Annotated in this window: 24 protein-coding genes and 1 tRNA gene; 12 read left to right on the top strand and 13 right to left on the bottom strand. The window is 62.7% G+C overall.

Going from position 1 to position 24339, the window contains the following annotated elements; translation table 11 throughout:
* Window positions 1–3 precede the first annotated feature (3 nt).
* From LBW87_RS10020 to LBW87_RS10010, 3 genes are all read right to left on the bottom strand, one after another.
* Complete coding sequence (locus tag LBW87_RS10020; protein WP_225201298.1) at window positions 4–1266, bottom strand: HlyC/CorC family transporter; 1263 nt, start codon at window positions 1264–1266, stop codon at window positions 4–6.
* Window positions 1267–1406: 140 nt separating this feature from the next.
* Window positions 1407–2360 (bottom strand): 2-hydroxyacid dehydrogenase, encoded by a 954-nt coding sequence (locus LBW87_RS10015; protein WP_225201297.1) that lies wholly within the window; start codon window positions 2358–2360, stop codon window positions 1407–1409.
* Entirely contained in the window at window positions 2357–3160 is an 804-nt protein-coding gene (locus tag LBW87_RS10010; protein ID WP_225201420.1) for an IclR family transcriptional regulator, read from the bottom strand. The genes LBW87_RS10015 and LBW87_RS10010 overlap by 4 nt, the downstream gene beginning before the upstream one ends.
* 222 nt (window positions 3161–3382) lie before the next feature.
* Here LBW87_RS10010 and LBW87_RS10005 point away from each other — a divergent pair, with 222 nt between their 5' ends.
* Genes LBW87_RS10005 through LBW87_RS09975 form a run of 7 tightly spaced genes read left to right on the top strand, consistent with a single transcriptional unit; the run spans window position 3383 to window position 10037 of the window.
* Window positions 3383–4471 (top strand): ABC transporter ATP-binding protein, encoded by a 1089-nt coding sequence (locus tag LBW87_RS10005; RefSeq protein WP_225201296.1) that lies wholly within the window; start codon window positions 3383–3385, stop codon window positions 4469–4471.
* A 32-nt stretch (window positions 4472–4503) separates the two neighbouring features.
* Complete coding sequence (locus tag LBW87_RS10000; protein WP_225201419.1) at window positions 4504–5328, top strand: ABC transporter permease; 825 nt, start codon at window positions 4504–4506, stop codon at window positions 5326–5328.
* 3 nt (window positions 5329–5331) lie between these two features.
* Window positions 5332–6126 carry an ABC transporter permease gene (locus LBW87_RS09995; protein WP_225201295.1) on the top strand — a complete coding sequence of 265 codons (795 nt, stop codon included), beginning with the start codon at window positions 5332–5334 and terminating at the stop codon, window positions 6124–6126.
* Window positions 6123–6413, top strand: a complete 291-nt coding sequence (locus LBW87_RS09990; RefSeq protein ID WP_225201294.1) for a (2Fe-2S)-binding protein — start codon at window positions 6123–6125, stop codon at window positions 6411–6413. Before LBW87_RS09995 ends, LBW87_RS09990 begins: the two co-directional genes overlap by 4 nt.
* Window positions 6410–7828, top strand: a complete 1419-nt coding sequence (locus tag LBW87_RS09985) for an NAD(P)/FAD-dependent oxidoreductase (protein WP_225201293.1) — start codon at window positions 6410–6412, stop codon at window positions 7826–7828. The genes LBW87_RS09990 and LBW87_RS09985 overlap by 4 nt, the downstream gene beginning before the upstream one ends.
* Window positions 7825–8994, top strand: a complete 1170-nt coding sequence (locus LBW87_RS09980) for an NAD(P)/FAD-dependent oxidoreductase (RefSeq protein ID WP_225201292.1) — start codon at window positions 7825–7827, stop codon at window positions 8992–8994. Before LBW87_RS09985 ends, LBW87_RS09980 begins: the two co-directional genes overlap by 4 nt.
* Window positions 8991–10037 (top strand): ABC transporter substrate-binding protein, encoded by a 1047-nt coding sequence (locus tag LBW87_RS09975; protein WP_225201291.1) that lies wholly within the window; start codon window positions 8991–8993, stop codon window positions 10035–10037. Before LBW87_RS09980 ends, LBW87_RS09975 begins: the two co-directional genes overlap by 4 nt.
* Window positions 10038–10094: 57 nt before the next feature.
* Here the strand turns inward: LBW87_RS09975 and LBW87_RS09970 are convergent, their stop codons facing one another.
* The 8 genes from LBW87_RS09970 to LBW87_RS09935 form a co-directional block, all read right to left on the bottom strand.
* Window positions 10095–10913, bottom strand: coding sequence for an alpha/beta fold hydrolase (locus LBW87_RS09970; RefSeq protein WP_225201290.1), 819 nt, complete (start codon window positions 10911–10913; stop codon window positions 10095–10097).
* 31 nt (window positions 10914–10944) lie between these two features.
* Window positions 10945–11874 carry an NADP-dependent oxidoreductase gene (locus LBW87_RS09965; RefSeq protein ID WP_225201289.1) on the bottom strand — a complete coding sequence of 310 codons (930 nt, stop codon included), beginning with the start codon at window positions 11872–11874 and terminating at the stop codon, window positions 10945–10947.
* 7 nt (window positions 11875–11881) lie between these two features.
* A complete protein-coding gene (locus tag LBW87_RS09960) occupies window positions 11882–12448 on the bottom strand; it encodes a nuclear transport factor 2 family protein (protein ID WP_225201288.1) in 567 nt (188 codons plus the stop codon).
* Window positions 12449–12582: 134 nt separating this feature from the next.
* Window positions 12583–13401, bottom strand: a complete 819-nt coding sequence (locus tag LBW87_RS09955) for an ABC transporter permease (RefSeq protein ID WP_225201287.1) — start codon at window positions 13399–13401, stop codon at window positions 12583–12585.
* The gene (locus LBW87_RS09950) at window positions 13398–14195 is read right to left on the bottom strand and encodes an ABC transporter ATP-binding protein (protein ID WP_225201286.1); all 798 of its coding nucleotides are present in this window, start codon (window positions 14193–14195) and stop codon (window positions 13398–13400) included. Before LBW87_RS09950 ends, LBW87_RS09955 begins: the two co-directional genes overlap by 4 nt.
* 3 nt (window positions 14196–14198) lie before the next feature.
* On the bottom strand, window positions 14199–15155 hold the full coding sequence (locus tag LBW87_RS09945) for an ABC transporter substrate-binding protein (protein WP_225201285.1): 957 nt from the start codon (window positions 15153–15155) through the stop codon (window positions 14199–14201).
* A gap of 136 nt (window positions 15156–15291) precedes the next feature.
* Window positions 15292–16506 carry an acyl-CoA dehydrogenase family protein gene (locus LBW87_RS09940; protein ID WP_225201284.1) on the bottom strand — a complete coding sequence of 405 codons (1215 nt, stop codon included), beginning with the start codon at window positions 16504–16506 and terminating at the stop codon, window positions 15292–15294.
* A 432-nt stretch (window positions 16507–16938) separates the two neighbouring features.
* Window positions 16939–17301 carry a winged helix-turn-helix domain-containing protein gene (locus tag LBW87_RS09935; RefSeq protein WP_225201283.1) on the bottom strand — a complete coding sequence of 121 codons (363 nt, stop codon included), beginning with the start codon at window positions 17299–17301 and terminating at the stop codon, window positions 16939–16941.
* Between the two features lie 65 nt (window positions 17302–17366).
* On the opposite strand from LBW87_RS09935, the gene LBW87_RS09930 reads away from it, so the two are divergent.
* The 5 genes from LBW87_RS09930 (at window position 17367) to LBW87_RS09910 (ending at window position 23032) form a co-directional block, all read left to right on the top strand.
* Entirely contained in the window at window positions 17367–17930 is a 564-nt protein-coding gene (locus LBW87_RS09930; RefSeq protein WP_225201282.1) for a hypothetical protein, read from the top strand.
* A 334-nt stretch (window positions 17931–18264) separates the two neighbouring features.
* Window positions 18265–19410: a hypothetical protein gene (locus LBW87_RS09925; protein ID WP_225201281.1), complete on the top strand. Its 1146-nt coding sequence runs from the start codon at window positions 18265–18267 to the stop codon at window positions 19408–19410.
* Between the two features lie 11 nt (window positions 19411–19421).
* Window positions 19422–20573, top strand: coding sequence for a hypothetical protein (locus LBW87_RS09920; RefSeq protein ID WP_225201280.1), 1152 nt, complete (start codon window positions 19422–19424; stop codon window positions 20571–20573).
* 109 nt (window positions 20574–20682) lie between these two features.
* The gene (locus tag LBW87_RS09915) at window positions 20683–21300 is read left to right on the top strand and encodes a hypothetical protein (RefSeq protein ID WP_225201279.1); all 618 of its coding nucleotides are present in this window, start codon (window positions 20683–20685) and stop codon (window positions 21298–21300) included.
* 34 nt (window positions 21301–21334) lie between these two features.
* The gene (locus LBW87_RS09910; protein ID WP_225201278.1) at window positions 21335–23032 is read left to right on the top strand and encodes a CsgG/HfaB family protein; all 1698 of its coding nucleotides are present in this window, start codon (window positions 21335–21337) and stop codon (window positions 23030–23032) included.
* 235 nt (window positions 23033–23267) lie between these two features.
* Here LBW87_RS09910 and LBW87_RS09905 read toward each other — a convergent pair.
* Window positions 23268–23344, bottom strand: a tRNA-Pro gene (locus tag LBW87_RS09905).
* Between the two features lie 15 nt (window positions 23345–23359).
* A complete protein-coding gene (ispB, locus tag LBW87_RS09900; RefSeq protein ID WP_225201277.1) occupies window positions 23360–24310 on the bottom strand; it encodes an octaprenyl diphosphate synthase in 951 nt (316 codons plus the stop codon).
* Window positions 24311–24339: the final 29 nt, after the last annotated feature.

The following is a 24339-nucleotide window of genomic DNA, read 5'->3' as shown; positions in this document are numbered from 1 at the left end:
AATTTATCCGATCAGCTTGACCATGCGGATCGACTGGTTCTGGACCTGCACGATCTCGATGATGCAGCCGGCGATCTTCATCGCCACGTTGGCCTCGGGGATATCCTGCAGGTATTCCAGCAGCAGGCCGTTGAGGGTCTTGGGGCCGTCCAGCGGGAACTGCAGGCCGAGTCGCTTGTTGATGTCGCGCAGCGTGGTGGTGCCTTCCAGCAGGCAGGTGCGATCAGCGTCCCAGGCGAAGCCTTCCGAGTTGCCCGGGGAAGACGTGGTGAATTCACCGATCATCTCTTCGATGATGTCTTCCAGCGTGACCAGTCCCTGCACTTCGCCGTATTCGTCCACCACGATGCCGAGCCGCTCGTGGTTCTCCTGGAAGTAGGCCAGTTGCGTGAACACGTCGGTATCGACCGGCACATAGTAGGGCGCGGCCAGCAGGGCGCGGATATCGTCGTGGGTGACTTCGTGTTCGTGGTTGAACAGCGAGATGGCCCGGCGCACATGCAGGATGCCGGCCACCCGGTTGATCTCGCCTTCGAACACCGGCAGCTTGTTGTGATAGCAGGTGGCGAGCTGGTGCAGGATCTCGTTGATCGGCGTATCCAGGTTCAGGGCCTCGACCTGGGCGCGTGGCGTCATCACGTCTTCCACCGAGATCTTCTCGAGGTCGAACAGGTTGAGCAGGATGCTCTTGTGCTTTTGCGGAATGAAGCTGCCGCCGTCGAGCACGATGGAGCGTAGTTCTTCGGGGGAGATGCGTTGCTCGGCGGCGCGCGCGCCGACCTTGATGCGCAATATCCTCAGCACGCCCGAGACGAAGATATTGACGAACCAGATCAGCGGCTTGGCCAGTCGCATCAGGGGTTTGAGCACCAGCCCGGTAAATAGCGAGATACGCTCGGGGTAGGTGGCGCCGATCACCTTGGGCACGATCTCGGCAAACACGATCAGCAGCGCCGCCACGCAGGCGGTAGCGGCCGTGATGACGCGCTGGTGGTTGCCAAAGGCGGCGATGGCGATGGCCGTCACCAACGCCGTGGCGAGGGCATTGATCGCGGTATTGGCGATCAGCACCAGCGATAACAGGCGGTCAGTGCGGTCCAGCAGCCAGAGGATGGTGATGGCGCGTCGGCTGCCTTGCTTGGCAAGATGACGCAAGCGATGGCGGTTGGCCGCCATCAGCGCAGTCTCGGTCATCGAAAAGAATGCCGAGAGCAGGATCAGGACGAAGAGTGCAGTGAGCAGCACCCATAAGGGTACGGATTCCAAAGGTCGCCGTCAGGTTGGTGAGCCTCAAGCGAGGCAACAGGCGAAACCGCAATATTGTCATGTGGCAATGTTGGCGGCCCGGCCAGGGAGCGCCAAAGTCTAGACGATGGCCCCGCTTCGTGCAAGCTGGCCCGACGTCTTCAATATCCGCGTACCCGGTCGTAGACATGCGGCAGTGGCTGGCCGGCTTCGAATGCGGCCATCGTCAGCGCTGCCTGACGGGCCCGCTCGCGTCGCGACGGGGTGGCCGCGCCATGTGGAGTGACGATGATGCGCGGATGGCGCCAGAACGGCGCATCCGCCGGCAACGGTTCGGCGTCGAACACGTCGAGCAGCGCCGCACCAAGCTGACCATCGTCGAGTGCCGCCAGCAGGTCGGCGTGGTTCACATGGCTGCCACGGCCGACATTGATGAACGCGGCGCCAGCCGGCAATTGCGCGAGCAGCCTGGCATCGACCAGCTGGCGGGTGTCTTCGGTGTCGGGCAGCAGGCAGATCAGGATGTCGGTGCGAGCCAGGAAGGCTGGTAGCTCGTCGATCCCGGCAAAGCATTGAATTCCGGCTTCGTCACGCCGGGAGCGCGCCCAGCCGGCGGTGATGAAGCCCAGTTGCGCGTGCAGGCGGGCGCTGGCCAGCCCCAGCGCGCCCAGGCCCATGATGCCGACCCGCGTCTCGCGGGCGGTGCGCGGGGTCGAGAATTCGCTCCATTCGCAGCGCGCCTGCTGGGCCACCACACGGGGTATGTCTTTCAACAGCATCAGGCTGCTCATCACGGTGAACTCGGCCATGCGCTGCTGGGTTTCGGGCGTGACCATGCGCACGATCGGCACGTCCGCCGGCAATTGGGCATCAGCCAGGATATGGTCGACCCCGGCGGCGCTGCTCAAGATCGCCTTGAGGTTCGGATAGCCGGCCAGGCGCGCGCTGTCCGGTTGCCACACCAGCGCATAGCGCACTGCCTGCGGATCGACCGTGGGGTCGTTCCACCAGCGCACGTCCACCGCCGCGCCGAACTCGGCAAAATGGGCGCGCCACTCGTCGATGGCCTGCTCGCCGCCGGATTTGATCAACAGGATAGGGGCGGCGGTATTCATTGGCTTGACTCCATGGCGGGTGACGAATGCATCGGCCGACGCAGCGCCGGATCGAATGGATTGATGCGCGCCGACAGGGCTTCGGCTTCGCGTTTGAGCATCTGCACCACGGTCGGCAAACGCTCCGCCGACAGGCGCGCGGTGAGGGTGCCGACACTGAGGGCGGCCACGATGGCGCCGCTGCGATCGAACAGTGGCACTGCCAGCCCCGCCATGCCATCCAGCAGGCCGGCCTGGCGCGCGGCATAGCCGCTCTCGCGCACGCGGTCGATCTCGGTGCGCAGATAGACTTCGTCATAGACGCCGAACTCGCGCAGGCGCGGCACGTTGTAGCGGATCACTTCCTCGCGCTCGGCTTCGGGCAGGAAGGCCAGGATCGCCAGCGCCCCCTGGCCCACTCCCAGCGCGACCCGGCCGCCGATGTCGCCGGTGAAGGCGCGGATCGGAAACGGTCCGTCGATGCGATCGACGCATACCGCATCGAAGCGAGAACGCACCAGCAGGAACACCGTGTCGCCCAGGCTGCCGCACAGTCGCAGCAGTGCCGGCCGGCACAGGCTGCGCAAATCCCAGGCATTGCCGGCGCGGGCGGCGAGGGCGAACAGGTCCATGCCCAGCCGGTACAGCTTGCTCTGCCCATCCTGTTCGACCATGCCCTCGGCCACCAGCGCCTGCAGCAAACGATGGGTGGTGCCCTGGGTCAGGCCGATGGCCTTGGCCGCTTGCGTCACCCGCATGCCCGTCGGCGGTGCGTCGGCCAGTGCCCGCAACACCGCAAAGGTGCGTTGCGTGCCACTCATGGCAGCGCTGTTCGGCGTGGCGGAAGAGGTGTCGTCGTCAGATGCTTCAGGGGACATGTCTGCTGGTCGGAATGGTAGGTGGGGGTGGTGCAGAATAATTCCATCTATCGGAATAACTATTAAAAATATCCTGCCATGCGAAATAAGATATCAGAAGTGGCAAGGAAATTGCATGGGATGTGTGGCTAGCTGGAACTTTCATTCATGCATACAGGGCGTGCCATGTCTTTCCTTACACTGACCAATGTCAGCAAGTTCTACGGTGATACCCAGGCGGTATCGTCCTTCAACCTGAGCGTCGAGCAGGGCGAATTCATTTCGCTGCTCGGCCCCTCGGGATGCGGCAAGACCACCACGTTGCAGATGATCGCGGGCTTCGAAAGCGTCAGCGGCGGACGCATCGAACTGGACGGGCGCGACATCACCGATGCCAGTCCCAGTTCGCGCGGCCTGGGGATCGTGTTCCAAACCTACGCGCTGTTTCCGCACATGACGGTCGAGCAGAACGTGGCCTTTGGCCTGGAGATGCGCAAGTGCCCGGCCGCCGAGCGGCGCGAGCGGGTAGCCCAGGCGCTGGCACTGGTGCACCTGGAACAGCATGGCCGGCGCTATCCGCGCGAGTTGTCGGGCGGCCAGCGGCAGCGGGTGGCCCTGGCGCGGGCGCTGGTCATCAAGCCGCCGGTGCTGCTGCTTGACGAGCCCTTGTCCAATCTCGACGCCAAGCTGCGCGAAGAGATGCAATTCGAATTGCGCGATATCCAGCGCAAGGTCGGCACCACCACCATCATGGTCACACACGACCAGAGCGAGGCGATGTCCATCAGCGACCGGGTGGTGGTGATGGAAACCGGGCGCGTGACCCAGGTCGGGCCGCCCCTGAAGGTCTACGAGCATCCGGCCAACCGCTTCATCTCGACCTTTGTCGGCCGCGCCAACCTGCTCGACGGCAATGTGCTGGGCGTGGCCGGCGAGCGCGCCGACATCGCCGTGGGCGGCATGATGCTCACGCTCGAGGCGGCCGACGCCGGCCTGCGTGGCGGCGCCCGGGTGGTGCTGGGCCTGCGTCCCGAAAAACTGCATTGCGTGGCGCCCGGCGCCGGCCGTTGCGATGGCAGCGTGACGCAGCGCTTCTTCCTGGGCAGCCAGTGGATGTACAACGTCACTACGCCGCTGGGCGAGCTGTCGGTGCTGGCGGCCAACGACGGCGCGCTGGCGCTGGAGGCGGGCCAGGAGGTCGGCCTGACCTGGAACGATCACAACCTGCGCCTGGTGTCATCGGTGCGCGCCGGCGGCGAGCAGGTGGCCTCGTGAGCCGGGCCGCGAGCGCGCGCCTGCCGTGGCTGATGTCGGCGCCGGCGATATTGCTGTGCGCGGTGCTGTTGCTGGTGCCGCTGCTGCTGACCGTGATCCTGTCGTTCAACGTGTATGACGCCGATACCGGCCCGCAGGCGGGCAGCTTCACGCTGGCGCACTATCACGCCGTGGTGAGCGACCCCTATTACTACGCCATATTCTGGCGCACCTTCTGGGTCTCGGGCCTGGTCACGCTGATCTGCATCGTGATCGGCACGCCGGAGGCCTACATCCTCAATCGCATGCGTCGTCCCTGGCGTTCGATCATGCTGCTGGTGGTGCTGGCGCCGCTGATGATCTCGGTGGTGGTGCGCGCCTTCGGCTGGAGCATGCTGCTGGGGCCGGAAGGCCTGGTCAACGGCGCCTTCGCCGCCTTTGGCATCGGGCCATTCAAGATGCTCTACACCGAGATTGCGGTGGTGGTGGCGCTGGTGCACGTGATGCTGCCGTTCATGGTGATCCCGGTCTGGACCTCGCTGCAGAAACTCGATCCGACGGTGGCCAACGCGGCCCTGTCGCTGGGGGCGTCGCCGCTGACGGCGATGCGCCGCATCGTGCTGCCGCAGATCATGCCGGGCATGCTCTCGGGCAGCCTGATCGTGTTCGGCCTGTCGGCCAGCTCCTTTGCCATTCCCGGCCTGTTGGGCGGACGCCGCCTGAAGATGATGGCCACCCTGATCTACGACGAATACCTGCACGAGCTGAACTGGCCGCTGGGCGCCGCCATCGCGTTGCTGCTGCTGGCGGCCAACCTGGTGGTGATGCTGGGCTGGAACCGCATGATCGAACGTCGCTACAAGAAAGCGCTGGGCTGAACCATGAACAAGAACGGACCCCTTGCCCTGCTGTTCAATGCGCTGGTGATCGGCTTCATGCTGGCGCCCATCGTCGTGGTGTGCGTGATCGCCTTCACCCCGGAGAACACCCTCACCATCCACGGCCCGGACTTTTCGCTGCGCTGGTTCAAGGCGGTGTTCGAGTATCCGGACTTCGTCAGTTCCTTCTGGAACAGCCTCTGGCTGGCGCTGGCGGCGGCGACCATCTCTACTGCCATCGCGGTGCCGGCTGCCATGGCACTGGTGCGCTCTCCCAACCGCTGGTCGGGCGTGCTGCAGGGCCTGTTCCTGTCGCCGCTGATCATTCCGCACCTGGTACTGGGGGTGGCGTTGCTGCGGCTGTTTACGCTGGTGGGTGGCGCCGGCAGCTTCGGCTGGCTGATTGCCGCCCATGCGCTGGTCGTGCTGCCATACACCATGCGCCTGGTGATGTCGGCGCTGGTCGGTTTCGACCGCAGCGCCGAGCATGCGGCGCAGTCGCTGGGGGCGTCGCGCACCACCGTCTTCCTGCGCATCACGCTGCCGATGATCCTGCCCGGCATTACCGGCGGCTGGCTGCTGGCCTTCATCAACAGCTTCGACGAAGTGACCATGTCGATCTTCGTGACCTCGCCTTCGACGGTGACACTGCCGGTGCGCATGTACATGTATGCCACCGAGTCGATCGATCCGATGATGGCCGCGGTGTCGGCGCTGATGGTGGCGGTGACGGCGGCGGCCATGATCGTGCTGGACCGGGTCTATGGTCTGGACCGGGTGCTGGTGGGGCGCTCATGAGCCGGGCGCAACTGATACGGGTGGCCGAGACCCATCGCGCGCCGGTGCGCTTCAGCCTGGATGGCGAAAGCGCCACCGCGCTCGAAGGCGATACGGTGCTGACCGCCGTGCTGGCCTGCAGCGGCCAGTTGCGTCGCAACGAATTCAGCGACCAGCCGCGCGCAGGCTTTTGCATGATGGGCGCCTGCCAGGATTGCTGGATCGTCACCGCCGACGGCGAACGCCTGCGGGCCTGTTCCACGCCGATACGGGCCGGCATGCAGTTACTCAGCGGAGTGCGCCGATGAACCTGCCGCCTCCTGTCATCGTCGGCGCCGGGCCGGCCGGCGTGCGTGCCGCCCAGACCCTGGTGGCGCATGGCCTGCGTCCGGTCGTGGTGGATGAGGCGGCGCGCGCCGGCGGCCAGATCTATCGTCGTCCGCCGGCTGGATTCATGCGCTCGCCGGGCCAGCTGTACGGTTTCGAGGCCGGACGCGCCAGCGCCGTGCATGGCGCCTTCGATGCGCTCGGCGGCTCGCTCGACTACCGGCCCCAGACGCTGGTGTGGAACGCCCAGCCCGGCTTGCTGGACCTGATGGACAACACTACCCAGGCGGCCTCCAGCCAGCCCTGGCACGACCTGATCGTGGCCACCGGCGCCACCGACCGCATCCTGCCTTTTCCAGGCTGGACCCTGCCTGGCGTGTATTCGCTGGGCGGCAGCCAGGTCGCGCTGAAGTTCCAGGGCTGCGCCATCGGCAGCCGGGTGGTGCTGGCGGGCACCGGACCACTGCTGTACCTGGTGGCCTATCAATATGTGCGTGCCGGCGCGAAAGTGGTGGCGGTGCTCGACAGTGGCAGCCTGACCGACCGTATCCGCGCCATGCCCGCCATGCTGCGTCAGCCGGCGGTGCTGGCCAAGGGCCTGTATTACATGGCCTGGCTCGCCAGTCGCGGCGTGCCGCTGCGCAGCGGCGCGCGGGTGTTGCGGGTGGAGGGCGACGAGCGGGTGCAGACACTGCTCTGGCGACACGAAGACATGCAGGGCAATGCGCAGCGCACGCCCGGCCCGACGCAGCAGATCGAATGCGATGCGGTGGGGTTTGGCTACGCCTTGCGCAGCGAAACGCAACTGGCCGATCTGCTGGGTTGCCAATTCGGCTATGACGCCGTGCAACGCGCTCACCTGCCGTTGCGCGACAGCGCCGGGCACAGCAGCGTGCCGGGGGTATATCTGGCCGGCGATGGCGCCGGCATCATGGGCGCCGATGCCGCCGAGCTGGCCGGGGAGCGCGCCGCGCTGGCCTTACTGCAGCAGCGCGGGGTGACGGTCGACCGGGTGCGGGCCGCAGCGATCGAGACGCAACTGGGCAAGATCGCGGCTTTTCGCCGTGGGCTGGAACAGGCTTTTCCTTTTCCGCTCAGTTGGGGCGCGCAAGCCGCTGACGACATGGTGATCTGTCGCTGCGAAAACATCTCGGCCGGCGAACTGCGCAGCGCCGTGCGCGATTGCGGCGCCAGCGAGATGAATCGCCTCAAGGCGCTGACCCGGGTCGGCATGGGCCGTTGCCAGGGCCGCATGTGCGGCGTTGCCGCCGCTGAAATCCTGGCGCACGCCGCCGGCAAACCGCTGGCCGAGGTAGGCCGGCTGCGCGGGCAGGCGCCGCTCAAGCCGATTCCGCTGGGATTGCACGTCGCGCCCGACGCCGGGGAGGCCGCATGAAGAAGATCGATTGTGATGTGCTGGTCGTCGGTGGCGGCATCGTCGGCGCTGCCGCCGCCCTGACCCTGGCCAGCGCCGGGCGCTCGGTGGTGATGGTCGAGCGGGACCTGTGCGGGTCGCGCTCCAGCGGCATCAACTATGGCGGCGTGCGCCGCCAGGGACGCGCGCCGGTGCAACTGCCCCTGGCGCAGCGCGCGCACCAGATCTGGCAGCGCCTGCCGCAACTGATCGGCGTCGATGGCGAATATGTGCGCACCGGGCATTTCAAGCTGGCGCGCAGTGCGGCCGACATGCAGGCGCTGGAAGCCTATGCCGAACTCAGTCGACCTTACGGCTTGGAGATCGAATTGATCAGCGGCCAGCGCTTGCGCCAGCAATGCCCGTGGCTGGGCGGTGCGGCAGTCGGTGGCTCGCTCTGCGCCGACGATGGCCAGGCCAATCCGCGCCTGGTGTCGCCGGCCTTTGCCCGCGCCGCAGCGCGAGCCGGCGCGCAGATCATCGAACGTTGCGAAGTGCGGGAGGTGGGCCACGATGGCGTCGCTTTCGTGGCCGAAGCCGAGCACCAGGGCGCCGCATTGCAACTGCGCGCTCCGGTGCTGCTCAATTGCGCCGGCGCATGGGCCGGCCGGCTGGCAGCGGCCTTTGGCGAGCACGCGCCGATGACCAGCGGCCATCCCAGCATGGCGGTGACCGAGCCGATCGCACCGTTCCTGCCGTGGAGCCTGGGGGTCGAGGGCGGCGCCATCTATTGCCGCCAGGTGGCGCGTGGCAACCTGGTTCTGGGCGGCGGCCGTGGCTACGTGATCGACGACGCCCGCGCCCGTGCCTCGCATGATTCCATCCTGGCGCTGCTGCCGCAGGCGGTCGCGTTGCTGCCGGCGCTGCGTCACGTCCACATCATCCGCACCTGGAGCGGGGTCGAGGGCTATCTGCCCGACCGCCAGCCGGTGCTGGGACCCAGCATGACCCAACCGGGCCTGTTGCATGGCTTCGGCTTTTGCGGCGCCGGTTTCCAGATCGGGCCGGCCGCTGGCGAAGCACTGGCCGAACTGGTGCTGCACGGGCGCAGCACGGTCGACCTGCAGGCGTTCTCGATTTCACGTTTTTCCTCGTCCGCGACCCTTCAAGAAACACCACGCTCCATTCCAGAAAGGAAAGTCTCATGATCACCCGCACCCGACTCACCTGTATCTCGCTGGCCCTGGCGGCCCTGGCCGCCGGCACCGTCCAGGCCCAGACCAAGACCCTGTACATCGGCATGAACGGCGGCAACATGGAAAAGACCTACACCCAGTCGGTGTTCGGTCCCTTCGAGCAGAAGAACAACGTCAAGGTCGTGGTGGTGCCGGGCGGCTCGGCCGATATCCTGGCCAAGGCGCAGGCGGCCAAGGACAAACCACAGATGCACGTGATGTTTCTCGACGATGGCGTGATGTATCGCGCCATCGGCATGGGCCTGTGCGAAAAGCAGAAGCCCAATCCCAACCTGGCCAGCCTGCTGCCGGTGGCGCACATCAAGGACGATATGGCTACGGGCGTGACCATCAGCGTCACCGGCCTGGCCTACAACACCAAGGTCTACGCCGAGAAGGGCTGGGCGCCGCCGACCTCGTGGCTCGACCTGGCCGACCCCAAGCTCAAGGGTAAGGTGGTGTTCCAGTCGCTGTCGTCATCGACCTTCGGCTTGCATGCCTTCCTGGCCTTCAACAAGCTCAAGGGCGGCACCGACGCCAATGTCGACCCGGCGTTCAAGGCCTGGCCGACCACCATCGGCCCCAATGTCGTGGAATACATTTCCAACTCGGCCAAGATTTCGGAGATGGCGCAGACCGGCGAGGCGGCCCTGTTTCCCTATACTCCGACGCAATCGACCATCCTCAAGAGCAAGGGTATTCCAGTGGAATACGTCCAGCCCAAGGAAGGCGCGGTGGTCCTGATGGTGGCGCAGTGCGTGATCGCCAATAACAGTGAGCCGCAACTGGCGCAGGAACTGGCGGCTTACCTGCTGAGCCCGCAGGCGCAGGCCAAGGCACTCGAGGCCGGCACCTACAACCCCACCAATACCAAGGTCCAGGTCAGTGGCGCGGCGGCGGCCGAACAGGCGCGCATGAATGACATCGTCAAGAATTCGCGCACCGTCGACTGGGACGAGATCAACAAGAATCGCGCGGTCTGGAATACCCGCTGGAATCGTACCGTCGAGCGCTGACCGGCCGGATTTGTCTCTGGTTGTCCTTGGGCGTCCTCTTCGGACGGCGCCCTTTTTTCAGCCTGCTGCCTGCTGCGCCAGAAAGCCCAGGATGCGCTCGGCAAACTGCTGCGGCATCTGGTCCGGCATCGGCACCATGCCTTCTTCGATGGTCTCGAGCCTGCTGCCGGCAATGGCTGCGGCCACCCGTTCGGCATAGGGCGCCGAGTGCGGGTCGCTGCCGGCCTTGAGCACCAGCGTCGGTGACGTGACCAGGCCGATGCGCTGCTCCATGACATAGTTGCGCACCACCACATGGCCATGCGCGGCCATCTCGCCGGCCTTGATGGCGTCGACCATGAAACGCTCCATCAGGTCGATGTCGCCCGCCGGGTAGAACGGCTGCCGGCGGCTCCACAATTCGCCCAGGTGGCTGCCATCGGCGCGCCGCTCGACGTCGTCGATGGTGCGCTTTCCGGCGTGGGCGGCACGGCGCGGGGCGTCGTTCATGGGGCAGGATGACAGCACCAGGGCCGCCACCCGTTCGGGCTGCGAGGCCGTCATCTCAAGCGCGGTGACGGCGCCGGTATGGTGGCCGCAGACGACTGCACGCGGCAGCTCCAGTGCATCCAGCACCTCGAAGGCGATCTGCGCCCAGCGTTCGATGCTGTGCTCGGCCAGCGGCAGCTTGTCGGAGTCGCCGAAACCGGCGGTATCCATGGCGATGGCCTGGAACTGCCGGCCCAGCAGCGGCAGCACGTCGCGGAACTCGTCCCACGAGCGCGGCGTCTGGTGCAGCAGCAGGATCGGGAAACCCTCGCCGGCGCTGGCGAGATGGATGGCGCCGGCGCTGGTGTGGACAAAGCGGCGGCGGATGACGGGCAGCGAATCGCGCATGAAAGACCTTGTGGTAAGAGTATGAACAGCGTCAGGGGATGTCGAGCACGATGCGCCCGCGCGGGGCCTGGCCGGATTCGAGCAGGGCATGCGCGTCGGCGGCACGCGCCAGCGGAAACGACTGGCCGACGGTTGGCGTGAGCACGCCAAGCTGTGCCAGCGATGCAACCTGTTGCAGCGCCTCGGGTGCGTCGGTGATCATGGCGCGCTGCACCCGCACGCCGAACTCGTCGCCGCGCTCGCGAATTGGTGCCGCCACCAGCCAGACCAGGTGCCCGCCGCGCTTGAGCAGCGCATAGGACTGGTCGTGGGTGGCGCCGCCGACCATGTCGAACACGACGTCGAAACCGGACAGGCCCGAAAAATCCTGCTGATCGTAGGCGATCACGTGCTGTGCGCCCAGTTGCGCGACGTAGTCGGCGTTGGCCTGGCGGCAGGTGGCCCAGACTTCGGCGCCCAGGTGGGCGGCCAGTTGCACCATCAGGCTGCCCACGGCGCCCGACCCGGCATGGATCAGCACCTTCATGCCGGCACCGACGGCGGCAGTCTGCACCACCGGAATCCAGGCGCTGGCGCCGGGTTGCAGCAGGATCGCCGCTTCCCGCAGCGACAGTCGTTGCGGTCGGGCCACCACGCGCTGGCGCGGCAACACCAGACTCTCGGCATAGCTGCCCTGGTCCTGCATGCCGGCGATGACGCAGACGGCGTCGCCGATGGCCAGGTCATCGACGCCAGCGCCCAGTGCTTCGACGATGCCCGTGCCATCGCGCCCCGGCACCTTGGGCAGCACGGTCGGGATGTGTTGTTGCAGCAGGCCGGCGCGCAGCTTGGTGTCGACCGGCGCCACGCCGGCGGCCTGCATGCGGATGCGCACATGCCCTGCAGGCAGGGCGGCGGCCTCGATGGGTTCCAGCGCCATCACCTCCGGCGCGCCATAGCGGTGAAAGCGGATGGCCTGCATGGTGTCGTCAGTCTTCCTTCATCAACACCGAATAGGTCGGCACATTGCTGACCCAGCCGGTGGTGAGGGGCGCGACGAATACGTTTTCGGTGCGGGTGCGGGCGATCTTCCAGACCCCGTCGACCTTCTTGAACAGGTTGTTGAGGCGGCTCGAGCGCAGCAGCGAAGAGCCATCGCCGAAGATCCATGGCTGGCAATGCACCCACTGGCCATCGGCGTGGTCGCAGTCGGCATTGACGTGGATCTGCTCGGAGGTCAGGTAGTGCACGTTGAGCAGCAGTTCCGGATCTTTCTTCTGGCCCCAGAAGGCCTGGAAGTGCTTACGGATCGCGTCCTTGCCCACGGCCTGGCCGAACTGGCCTTCGTAGTACGCGCCGACGCCTTCCCAGATCGCATCTTCGCTGTACAGCGCCAGGATTTTCTCGATGCGCTCGGCATCATCGGCCACCGGTTCGGGGCAGGGCGTGTCGCACAGGAACATGTAGCGGGCCTGGATGCGGCGAATGTCGGCTTCGGCTTCGAGTACGTCGAGACGGCGCTTGAGCTGCAGGACTTCTTGGGTCAGGTCGGTCATGGGATATTCCAGATGTGTGAGGCCAGCTGGCGTCCCCGCGCAGGCGAGGACGCCAGTGGCGTTGGTCTTTTCAACGACGGCCGTTAAGGCCGCCGGGTCCTGGCTTGCGCCAGGACGACGGCGATGAATGACAGTTAGAGGTAGCGCGCCAGCAGCTTCTTGGTCGCCACACGCAGGACGCGGTCGAACAGGTAGCCCAGCAGGCCGAGGGCGATGATGCCCACGAACACCCATTCGGTGCGGCTGAAGTTGCGCGCGGTCCAGATCAGCGCGCCCAGGCCTTCACGGGCCGACACGATCTCGGCCGACACCACGGTCAGGAAGGAGTTACCCATCGCGATGCGGGCGCCGGTGACCATGAAGGGCACGGTCGAGGGCAGGATCACGGTAGTGAGGATCTGCAACTGCCCGGCGCCCAGCGATGCGGCCGCGCGCAGACGCAGCGGGTTGACCGCCTGCACGCCAGCGATCGTATTGAGGGTGACGATGAAGACCGTGGTGTAAAAGATCAGCGCAATCTTCGACAACTCGCCAGGGCCGAGCCAGATCACGGCCAGGGTGACGAAGGCAATCGGCGGGATGAAGCGGAAGAACTCGATATAGGGATCGAGCAACTGGCGCACCGTCTCGAAACGGCCCATGAAGATGCCCAATGGCACGCCGATCACCACCCCTGCACCCCAGCCTGCCAGGATGCGACCGGAAGAGGCCAGGATCGATTGCTGCAGGGTGCCGTCGCTGATCAGTTCCAGCGCCGCCGCCCAGGTCATCGAGACCGACGGCAGGAACAACGGCGAGGTGGTCATGGCCACCAGTTGCCACAGCACCAGGCCGCCGACGATGGCGACCACCGAAATGAAGAGCGGACGCAGGGCCTTGGTGCGGCTGGGGCGGGCTGCCTTGACAGGGGCCGCCTGGGTCGGCGGCGTTGCGGTCTGGGTAAGCTGCGTCATTTCACCAACTCCTCTTCAATCAAACCTTGGGCGCGCAATACGCGTGTGACTTCGGCGCCGATGTCGTCGCGGATGCGCGCATACAACGCCATGCAGGCCGGATCGGCCGGATCGCGCGGATGCGGCAACTCGATCTTCTCGATCGCCTTGATATGGGCGCGCGGGCCGGCGGTCATGGTGACCACGCGGTCCGACAGCAGGATCGCTTCCCAGATGTCATGGGTCACGAAGACGATGGTGCAACCGGTGCTCTTCCAGATGCGGTCGAGTTCGCTTTGCAGCACTTCGCGGGTCTGCGCATCGAGCGCACCGAAGGGCTCATCCATCAATACCACCGATGGCTCGTTGACCAGCACCCGGGCGATCTGCGCGCGCTGGCGCATGCCGCCCGACAACTCGCCGGGAAACTTGTCGATGGCGTGCTTGAGTCCGACCAGCGTGACGTAGCGCTCGGCTGCGGCGCGTCGCTCGGTGGCCGCCACGCGTCGCAGCTTGAGGCCGTACTCGACGTTTTCACGTACCGTCAGCCAGGGGAACAAGGCCTCCGAGGATTGAAACACCACGCCGCGGTCCAGTCCGGGACCCTTCACGGGCTTGCCGTCGATCAGGATCTCGCCGGCCACGTCCTGGAAGCCCGCGATGGCGTTCAACAAGGTCGACTTGCCGCAGCCGCTGGGGCCGAGCAGGCAGACAAACTCGCCGGCACGGATATCGAGATCGATACCGGCCATGATTTCGTTGGCGCCGATGGTCAGGCCAACCCGTTTGATGGAAACAGACGAACCGCGTGCCATGCCTTACCCCTTGTAGAAACCGCGCTGCAGGACGCGGCTCATGTCGACCGGCGCCTTGATGGCTTGCTTGGACAGGAGGAATTCTCCGATCGCGTTGGCGGTCTTGAGGTCCTCGTCGGTGAAGTCGCGGATGACCGGCTCCATGTCCTTGAGCGAATTGAGCGTCTGCGGCACCGGGATGCGGGTGATCGCCTGCACCGATTGCGCCGCGCGTGGCGGATCCTTGCGGGTGATCTCGGCGGCTTCAGCCAGCGCCTTGAGGATATTGCCGGCCACTTCCTTGTTGGCGCCCAGCCAGCCCGCCGTGGCCGACAGCCACAGGGTGCTGGTGTAGCCGACGTCGCCGCAGGTCATCAGGATGTGACCGCCTTGCTGCACGCCCAGCGTCGGCCATGGTTCCCAGACGAAGTAGCCGTCGATGTCGCCGCGCGCCAGCAGGGCAGGCAGCTCCGGCGGGCCGGAGCGCACCATCTCGACCTTGCTGGCATCGATGTTGAGTTTCTTCAGGGTCAGGCCGGTGACATATTCAGAGACCGAGCCGGCCACGATGCCGAATTTCTTGATCTGGTCGGCCTTGGCGATCGCCTTGCGGGCGACCAGCTTGAGGTAGGTCTTGGACTGGTAGGTCACGGCCAGCGGACGCAATTCGGCGCGCGACAGGCGCACGATGTGGGTCGGCTCGCCGGCACAGGCCATGTTGACCTGGTTGGCCACCAGCGCATTGAGGGCTTCGCCGCCATCGGTATAGGACTGCACCTGGACATTGGCGCCGTGCTTGGCGAACAGCTTTTCGTTGGCAGCCACGAAGAAGGCGGTAAATACCGGATCGGCACCCACACCGATGGTGACGGGAGCGCCTTGCGCCAGCGCTGGCAATGCAGGAAGGCTGCCAGCGGCGAGCATTGAAGCGCCGCCCAGCAACAGGTGGCGGCGACGGCGAGAGACGGTGGAGTGGGTCACGTGCTTTATCCTCATAATCGAGTGAGATGGATGCCAGTGGAGATGGCGACGGCGGCCCCGGAGCCGTACAGCAGGTTCCCGCGCGGCGATAACCGGCGGGATGGAACGGGCGCCTCCCGGTCAGCGCCCGCCGCGTTCAATGTCGCGCAGACGCCAGTGATGGCATTTCTTTTGCAAATATCGCGCCTGCCGTCTCGTAGTTCATCTCGGACAGGGCGGCGTGCTGCGTTACCACCATCGCATCGCGCACGATGCGCTGCATGCGGTGGGTGCGATGGATGGCGGCCATGCCGGCGGCCTGGTAGGCCTCGTTGACCACTTCCATCGAGGTGCGGGCGGCATGGGTGGCCGACAGTTTGAGCATGGTGTCGAGTCGTTCCGAGACCGGGTTGCCGGCCAGGATCTGCTCCCAGGCCTGGTGGCAGGCGTCATAGAAGAACAGGCGGGCGCTGCGCCACTTGGCTTCGCCCATGCCCAGTTTGATGCGGTAATAGGGGCGATCGATCAGGCGCGGCGCGCCCGGCATGATCTTGGCGCCGCCCGACATTTCGGTGACGATATCGAGCGCTGCGCGGGCCAGTCCGATATTGACGGCAGCATGCACCTGGGCCTGGTAGGCCAGCGAGGGATAGCGATAAAGCGGTTCGTCGATGACGCCGGCGGCGCCGCGCGCGCAAGTCCAGTCGCTGGCGACGAACTTGTCCTTGAGGCGGGTATCGTGGCTGCCAGTGCCTTGCATGCCGACCACGTTCCAGTTGTCGACGATCTCGACTTCAGCCGCTGGCATCACGGCCATCATGGCCGGCGGCGGTGGCGCGCCGGCGACTGCGGCGGCATCGTTCTTGATGCCCACGCCGATCCAGTCGGCGCCCTTGCAGCCGCTGGCAAAGTGCCAGTGCCCGGAGATCATCCAGCCGCCGTCGACGGCCTGCGCCGTTTGCAGTGGATAGAGTCCGCCGGCGAAGACCTGGTCCGGGCCATCGGCATAGATCACGGCTTGCGTGGACAGCGGCAGGGGGGCGAGGTAGGTATTGGCCGAGCCGAAGGCGGCGACCCATCCGGCCGAGCCGTCGACGCCGGAAATGCGCTCGACCATCTGCAGGAATTCGGCCGGGGGCAGGGCATCGCCGCCGAAGCGTTTTGGGGTGCTGGCGCGGAAGATGCCGGCCTTCTTCATGACGGCGACGGCGTCGCGCGGCACATAGGTGAGTTGGTCGAATTCATCGCGTCGGGCCGTGACTTCGCGGATCACCGCATCCATCTCGGCACTCCAGGCGGAGGCGGGACCGGAAGCATTGTCGGGGCTGGCGGTGGCGGGCGAAAGTGCGGGGTCGAGCAAGGCTTGATTCATGACGTTCTCGCGGGTGGCTGATGTCGATGAATCCAGTTTCGCGGCGTGCTAACTATTAGTCAAATGCATGATAGTCATACAATGAATGAATCTGATTAATGCGCTCGCGAACAGGGCAAGCTCGCGTAAAACCCAGGCCCGGCGCGCCTTTTTGGCGCTTTGCAGCACGCAATCGGTGCGCTTTCAGGGCCGGTGCGGACGCGTGTTTCTAATAACGGTCTGGAAATTTTTGCTGTGCTGCGCAAGCGCTGATGGAGAAGCTAAACCGCTCAAGTGCAGGTAGCAAAAAATCTGGGAAGAACTGGAAAGCTCGGCATTTTCTATCATGCTGTCCCTTTGAGACCGGGCGAGATTGGCGCTTGAACGAAGATTTCTCACGGGCCGATAGCCTGTGCGGTAATGGTTGGTCGGAAGAAACGGGAAAATATATCGTCAGCCGGAGTGTGAATTGCTCACAGCCTTTACCAGGCATTGAGAAACCTTGGTCAGATGAACTTGCGCAGCCTCGGTGAGGTTGATCTGTTTTCTCCGACCATCTTCCGTTTCCGACAGCGAAATCCATCCTTTCGCCACTAGTGATTTCAGCCGCACGTGTATGGTGACCGGCGATCCCAGCGAAGCTCTGCCGGTCACGTCGGTCACTGAAAGCGTGTCATCGGCGTGAAGTGCTTTGGTGATGTGTCCAAAGATCTTTTCTTCGAGCGGATCAAGGGTCGGCAAGTCACGTATCGATTCTATGAGTTCAAGGAAGCGCACATAGATATCAATGTGCTTCTTCCTTTTGTTAGAGCCCATAATGAATTCCCATCAGATTAACAATACATTTTAAAGTCGGGTTATCAGATGTCCCGATCAGCATAATGAATATTAAAATAATCAGGCCTTTCTGGGGAGTGGCCTTGCTCTCTGCGGCAATTTTCCTGTTGACGCTTGTGGTCAACGAAATCGTCTTTCCCAACCTTGCGTTCATTACCGGTGTGAATTGGATCTACCTGCCTGCCGGCATCAGGTTGCTGTGCACGCTCCTGTTTGCCGAAGCAGGCGCCACTGGTTTGCTCATTGCATCATGGGCTGCATGTTTCTTTTATTTATTTCCGCACGATATCGGCAGGTCGTTGGCGGGCGGCGTCATTTCGGCATTGGCGCCCTATGTGTCGTACTTATTCATCGAACGTAGATTCGGTCTGGGGACATCATTGCGCGAACTGTCCGGAAAACGGCTGTTGATTGCGGCCGTTCTCTACGCCGTGATCGGCAGTTCTCTGCATCACATATGGTTCGGGTTGAGCAACGATCCTGGTGCGTCGTTAGAAAGCTGGGGTGTCATGTTCATAGGCGATCTGAGCGGCACGCTTATTACTCTTTATTTTTTCAGGATTGTGATTGTCGTGGCAGCGAGGTGCGGATCGATGATGAAAAGCTAATATTGTTTGAAAGGCAAATAAAGCGCTTACCTTCAGGTTGGCGCTTTTTTTTATGCATTTAAATATAGAATTTAAATGTAATATTTAATTATAGAATTTAAATATAACAATATTTTGTTTAGTTATTTGAGCTTGTGTCATGAAGATGTAACGTCGGTGATAGCCTGACTTGATGCGTGTTCATTCTAAGTTCTAAAAATACGCATCGAACAAGTTGGCAAATGCAGGGGGCGGTGTTATGGTGTCGAAAATTTTTAAAGTCCCGGAGTAAACCGGGACCACTGGGGGGTGGGTGATTTACTTCAGACGTTCCGCGAAACGGCTGGGAGCGATATTGCTTCTTTCGTTAGTTTCGCCATTCATTTGGGCTCAGCAGCCTACCGAAGTGGCTTTTGCTGGCTTTGCCTTTTCAGGCAGTGCTAACACCATCGATTTACGTTTCCCGTACTCGCGGCGTTACGAGGCTGCCCAGAAGGCAGCGGGAACGCCCGTCTATCAACTGCTGATGAGGCAGCTTCAGGCGGCGCCGCCATCCAACTTCAAGATCGCAGCTCAGATCGATGAGCTCAAGGGGCGCGACCAGGCCTTGGCCGTCGCTCTGGTGGTGGGTAACGAATCGGTCTCCAACGAGCAATTCGGCAGCCTGCATAAATTAATGGTGGTGGTTCGCGCGCAAGTGATGTTTTTCGACTTCAAGTCGATGAACGTGGTGCGCTCCTATCCGATCAGTTTTGCCTATGTCGACGTCCTTGATCATCCTGCGACGGCAGATGAAATCATGGCGCGCGTTAAGCTGGTCTATGAAGGCGCGAATGACAAGCCGGGGATATTGGCGCGCTTTGTCGGCAATGTGGCGAAGGCGCAGATACCCGCACAGGTCTCCCGTTATCTGCAGATCGTCAACGTGCATGTGACGCCGGAGGCGCAAGCAGTCATCCCGGGATTTCTCAAGTCTGAACCAGGTGCTGTCGAAACCTGGGCTGCAGATCTTGTGGGGGAAGCCATCTCGACGCGGGTCGGGGTTCCCATCGTTCCTTATTCCAAGGGCTACGCCATCGGCAACGTGATGTCTTTCCGGATCTCGGATGGCGCGGTGTGGGAGCTGAAGCTTCCCAAACCTGACTATGAAATCAGTGTCGATTTCTCTGGCTTCAAGAAGGTCAAGTTCAGCGAGGTTCAGGGCGGGGCGACCAGTTATGTCTATGGCGCCTACGGCGCAATCCGTCTCGTGGAGCCATTGAGCAACAAGGTCTATCTGGACACGGCGCTGAAAAACGGCGAAACCCGTGTCATTCCGGCCAGCCAGCAGTATGTGGATGATTTCCCGCATTTCTATGACGCAGTCAATGGAATGTTCGTCAAGTTGGCGCAGGTGATCGATGGCAAGGGCGACGAAAAGTGGCTCAGAAGTGCCGCTGCAGCCAGTGGTATCGAACAGCAAATTGTTCAAACCAAGGAGTTGATGAAGTTATGCAAGTAATTCGATACATCATGGCGCTGGCGATCGCCTTCCTCGTATTGCCAGCCAGTGCCCAGGTTCAGCAGGCGCGAGGACAATACTCGATCAACTACAAGGAGTCGATCGGCGTATTCGACCGCAAAGAGGCGCCTGCAGCGGTCAAGCAAAAGGCCAAGCAAGAAGCGGCACTCAGGGCGGTAGAGACCTACTTTGCCGAAGCGGGCCAATCCGAATCGGCCAACTTCGACACGATCCGAAGCAAGATCCTCGAGAACCAGGATCGCTATATCCTGGATAGCACGGTGCTTGCGGAAACCGACGATCCCAAGGACTTCCAATATACGGTAGCGGTTCGGATTTCCCTCAACGTGGCTAACCTGCGCAATGCCGTCCAGGGCAGTTCCGCCGTCGGGAAATCTGCCGACAGCGAGAAATCGGCGATGAGCTTTGTATTCGTCTCGCGGCAAGTGGACTCCGCCAAAAGTTATGACGACCGCGTCTACAAGCGGCAGGACAATTCCGCCCAGCTTGCAGGTTCTGCCGTCAGGAGGGATACCCTCAAGGAGAATACGAGCGAGGGTGAGTCCGTAGGCAGGTCTCGGGTCAGCACCAGTGGTTCGATTTCTCGCGAAGCTGGGCAGACTGTCGATGTGTCCGCCAAGTCTACGGTCACCTCTGAAACCGGCGGTAGCACGACCAGAAAGGCGACCGAGACCACCTGGCGGGTACTGCCGAGCGCCAACCTGAACCAGACCTTCGTTGCCAAGTTCTCGCAGGCCGGTTACGACGTCATCGAAGCGGCGATGGTGGAGTCTTCAGTATTCAAGATCGCTAATATCGAGGCCGACTACAAATCCGGTAATGACCTGCAACCGCAGACCCTTCGTTCGATCGCGGCAGGCATGAAGGAAAACCAGATTCCCTACATTGCCTTGGGCACCCTCGATGTCGGCTTGCCCGAGAAAGATCCGCAGACTGGCCTGATGCGCGTCGCCGTCACCGTCAATGCCAAGGTGTGGGATGTCACCAAGCCGATCGCGCGTACACGCGTTGCCGTCGGCCCCGTTGCCTACGCCGGCGTCGGCCCCACGGAAGACGAAGCGCGTGGCAATGCTCTCAAGGCCGCCGCCAGCAACGCAGCGCAAGAACTTTCCAGTCGCATGACTACCATGGGATTACGTTGATATCAGGGCTAGCCTGGGCGCGCCGATCTTTTCATCGCGCGCAGGCTGTGCAACTGACCCGTTGTCTATAACCGTTCATTTCGTTCATTTCTTCACCAAGGAAAAAATCATGAAAAAATCCTTTGCCGTTGCTTTTGTTTCGATCGCTCTGACTTTGCCGATGGCCAGCTTTGCCCAATTCGGCAATCTGCTGGGTGGCAGCAAGTCGTCATCCGGCGGCGCCGACCTGTCCGGTCAGCAAACGCAACTCGTGCGTAACTACGCGGCAGCTGGCAAGGATGTCCTGACAGCCAATGGACATATCTCCGAGGCATTGGGCATCAAGGCCCAGGCAGTCAATGCATCGGCAACTTCCGATTCCATGTCGGCCAGCGAACTTGAAGCCCAGGACAAGGCGATCAGCGCCAATGCCGAGGCCGTCTCCAGCGCCTTGAAGTCGGGCGCCACCCTGAAGGATGGCGAGTCCAAGAAGAAGTACGCACAAGGCTTGCTTTCGCTGGCGCTGGGCTTGAAGAAATACGTCGGCATGCGCAATGATGCCCAGAACTTCGCCAATGGTCTGTCGAGCGCTTCGCCGCTGCAACTGCCTGGCCTGCAGTCGGGCGCTTATATCGCCAAGAGCTTGCCGTCGAACGTTTCAAACCTGTCGGGCGTGCTCAAGAACGCGGTCGACTTTGCCAAGAGCAACGGCGTGGAAGTCCCAGCCGATGCGACCAGCCTGCTCTGATTTGTGATCATCCTATCTGACAAGAGAGTTTGATATGCAACGACGAATCGGGATGGGTGTTATTGCGTTGGCGATGGTGCTGCTGTCGGCTTGCGATAAGAAAGAGGAGCCACAGAAGACAGTCGAGCCCGTGGTCAGCGCGCCCGAGCAGCCCAAGCGCAGCAGTCCCGATTTCGGCGGCGTGACAAAGGTCAGTCGTGAGGTGGAGGCGGTGGGTAGCACGCTGGAGATGGCCGTTGTCTCCGCCTTGCAGTCTGCCGTGGCGCAAGTCAACGGCGTGCGGGTCGCCAGTCAATTGCAGAGTTTGCGCCAGGGTATCGATGTGACGGTGGACGGCCAGAACGCCGGCTCCGTTCGCGCTGAAGCCTTTGAGCAGAAGGTGGTGTCGGGTTCTCAGGGCATGGTGCTTGGCTATGAGATTCTGTCCCAGCAAGAAATTGACAAGGTCGACGAGGAAAGCATTGCCAAGGTGCGAGCCAGCGACGATGGCTTTAGTTATTCGGCTTCAGCATCGTCCGACAGCAATGTGAAGCTCAAGGCCAGTGGCGACAGTAGTGCCAGTGTTGCTGATGCTAGCGCCCGGTCATCCGCGTCGTATTCCGGCTCGGCCTCCTCCAGCGAAAAGGCCAATGTCGATGTCAAGAAAGGCGCGAGTTCCTACTCTTCCGACGTGTCGCACCGGAAGATGCGCAGCTACTGGAAGGTGAAACTGCGCGCCGAGATCGCACAATACAAGGCGCCTGACGAAAAGGGGCGTCCGAAGATCGTGGTGGTCTTGCCAAAGACCCTGGGCCAGGGCTATCCCGTTGGCGATAGCAATGTCTCGTCCGACGAAGTGGCGCGGGCCGTCCGCGGTCGCTTGTCGGATATCCTGACCCAGACCAAGCGTTTTATTGTCCTGGATCGGGAGTTCGGCGCCGATATGCAAGCCGAGATCGATCACATCAACAGTGGCAATGTACGGGCTCAGGACAGTGCGCGTATCGGCCAGCAGCTGGCGACGGATCTGCTGCTCATCCCGACGATCGAGCGCTTCGAGTATCCGAAGTCGGTGCGCAAGCTGCGCATGTCTGACCGTGAACTGGTGTCCTATTCGGGTGGCGGCCGTATCACGTTGCGCTTGGTCAATGCCGCAACGGGCGAGGTCGTCATGTCGCAAAGCTTCGAGCATAAGCTGGCCAGCGCCGATCCCAGTACCATGCCGCGCGTTATCGATGGCAAGAATATGGCGGCTGGAATGATGGACTCCCTGGCCCACCAGATCGGTGGCGCCATCGTCACGGAGGTCTTCCCGGTATCGGTCGTGTCCCTGAACGGCGACCAGGTGGTGTTGAGCCAGGGAGGCGAATCGCTGCAGGTCGGACAACGATGGAAAGCGGTATATCTGGGTGAGGAGCTCAAAGATCCGCAGACCGGCAATTCACTGGGGCGCAACGAGTTGCCGGTTGGCACGATCCGAATCGATCGCATCGCTTCGCAGACTTCTTATGGAACATGGGAGGAGGGCGCTGCCAAGCTTGGAGACAAGCCGTTCGTGCCTGGTGCCATTGAGTTGCGCGAACAGCTGGCGAAGATAGCGCAGGTGGACAGTGGGGCGGTTGCCGGCAAGGTCGCTCAGGGACAATCTGCTGTAGCGCCGTCATCGGCCGCGGCTGCAAAAAGCAAGCTCCAGAAGCCAGCGGTAGCGGATGCGCCGAAGCCCGCGGCACAGGTCAAGGACGACAAGTGGTAAGGCGGCAGTTTTGCAGGTTAGGCATGCTCGCAGCGTAGTTTGAGTGACTTCAGGCGCGTGGTTGCATAGCGTTACCCATAGAGGCCCGACAATTTATCGGGCCTTTTTTCATGGCGTGTTCCGGGCGTTCCTGCGAGCGCTGGGGTACGAGAGGAAGAATGCAGGCGGAAATGAAAAAGCCCAGCATCTGCTGGGCTTCTCTATGTATTGCTGAGTTTCGATCAGGTCAATGACCTGGTCGGGGTGAGAGGATTCGAACCTCCGGCCTCTACGTCCCGAACGTAGCGCTCTACCAGGCTAAGCTACACCCCGTCGAGTGAGATCTTGTTAGTGATTTCGATCTACCGCGAAAGCGCATAATTCTAACAAAGATTTTTTAAATTGGCTATCGGCAAGCCCTGCAATGGCGTCGGCCGCGCGACGCGCGGCGATCTCTGCCTGCTCTCTTGTATAAGCCAATGCACCGGAGTTAGTAATGGCTTCCAGTACCTGGTCGAAATGCTGCTCGTCGCCGTTCTCGATACAGGTGCGCACCAGTTCGCGTTCTTGCGGCGAACCGTGTTGCATCAGCCAGATCAGGGGTAGCGTCGGCTTGCCTTCGCGCAGGTCGTCGCCGACGTTCTTGCCGATCTCGGCGCTGTTGCCGGAATAATCCAGCACGTCATCGATCAACTGGAAGGCGGTGCCGATGGAGCGACCGTATTCGCCGGCGGCTTCGATGCCGGCTTCGTCGGCGCCGGCGATCAGCGCGCCGATCTGGCTGGCGGCTTCGAACAGCTTGGCCGTCTTCGAACGGATCACCTGCAGGTAACCCTCTTCGTCGACGTCGGGATTGTGCATGTTGAGCAACTGCAGCACTTCGCCTTCGGCGATGACGTTGGTGGCATCGGCGACGATTTCCATGACGCGCGGGTTGCCCACCGCCACCATCATCTGGAATGCACGTGAATACAGGAAGTCGCCCACCAGCACCGAAGCCGCATTGCCGAACAGGGCATTGGCGGTCTGCTTGCCGCGACGCAGCGACGATTCGTCGACCACGTCGTCATGCAGCAAGGTAGCGGTATGGATGAATTCGATCACCGCCGCCAGCGAATGATGCTGCTCGCCGCGATAGCCGAACGCATTGGCCACAAGCAACACCAGTACCGGACGCAGGCGCTTGCCGCCGGCGGCGATGATGTATTCGGCAACCTGGTTGACCAGGGGCACCTCGGAATGCAATTGCCGGCGGATGACGGCATTGACGGCCTCCATGTCGGAGACGATCGGTTGCATGATGGTTTGTTGCGAAGAGGTTTGTACGA

Source organism: Herbaspirillum sp. alder98 (assembly GCF_020179755.1).
Taxonomy (GTDB): domain Bacteria; phylum Pseudomonadota; class Gammaproteobacteria; order Burkholderiales; family Burkholderiaceae_D; genus Herbaspirillum.
This window is presented reverse-complemented; position numbering and strand designations above follow the sequence as displayed.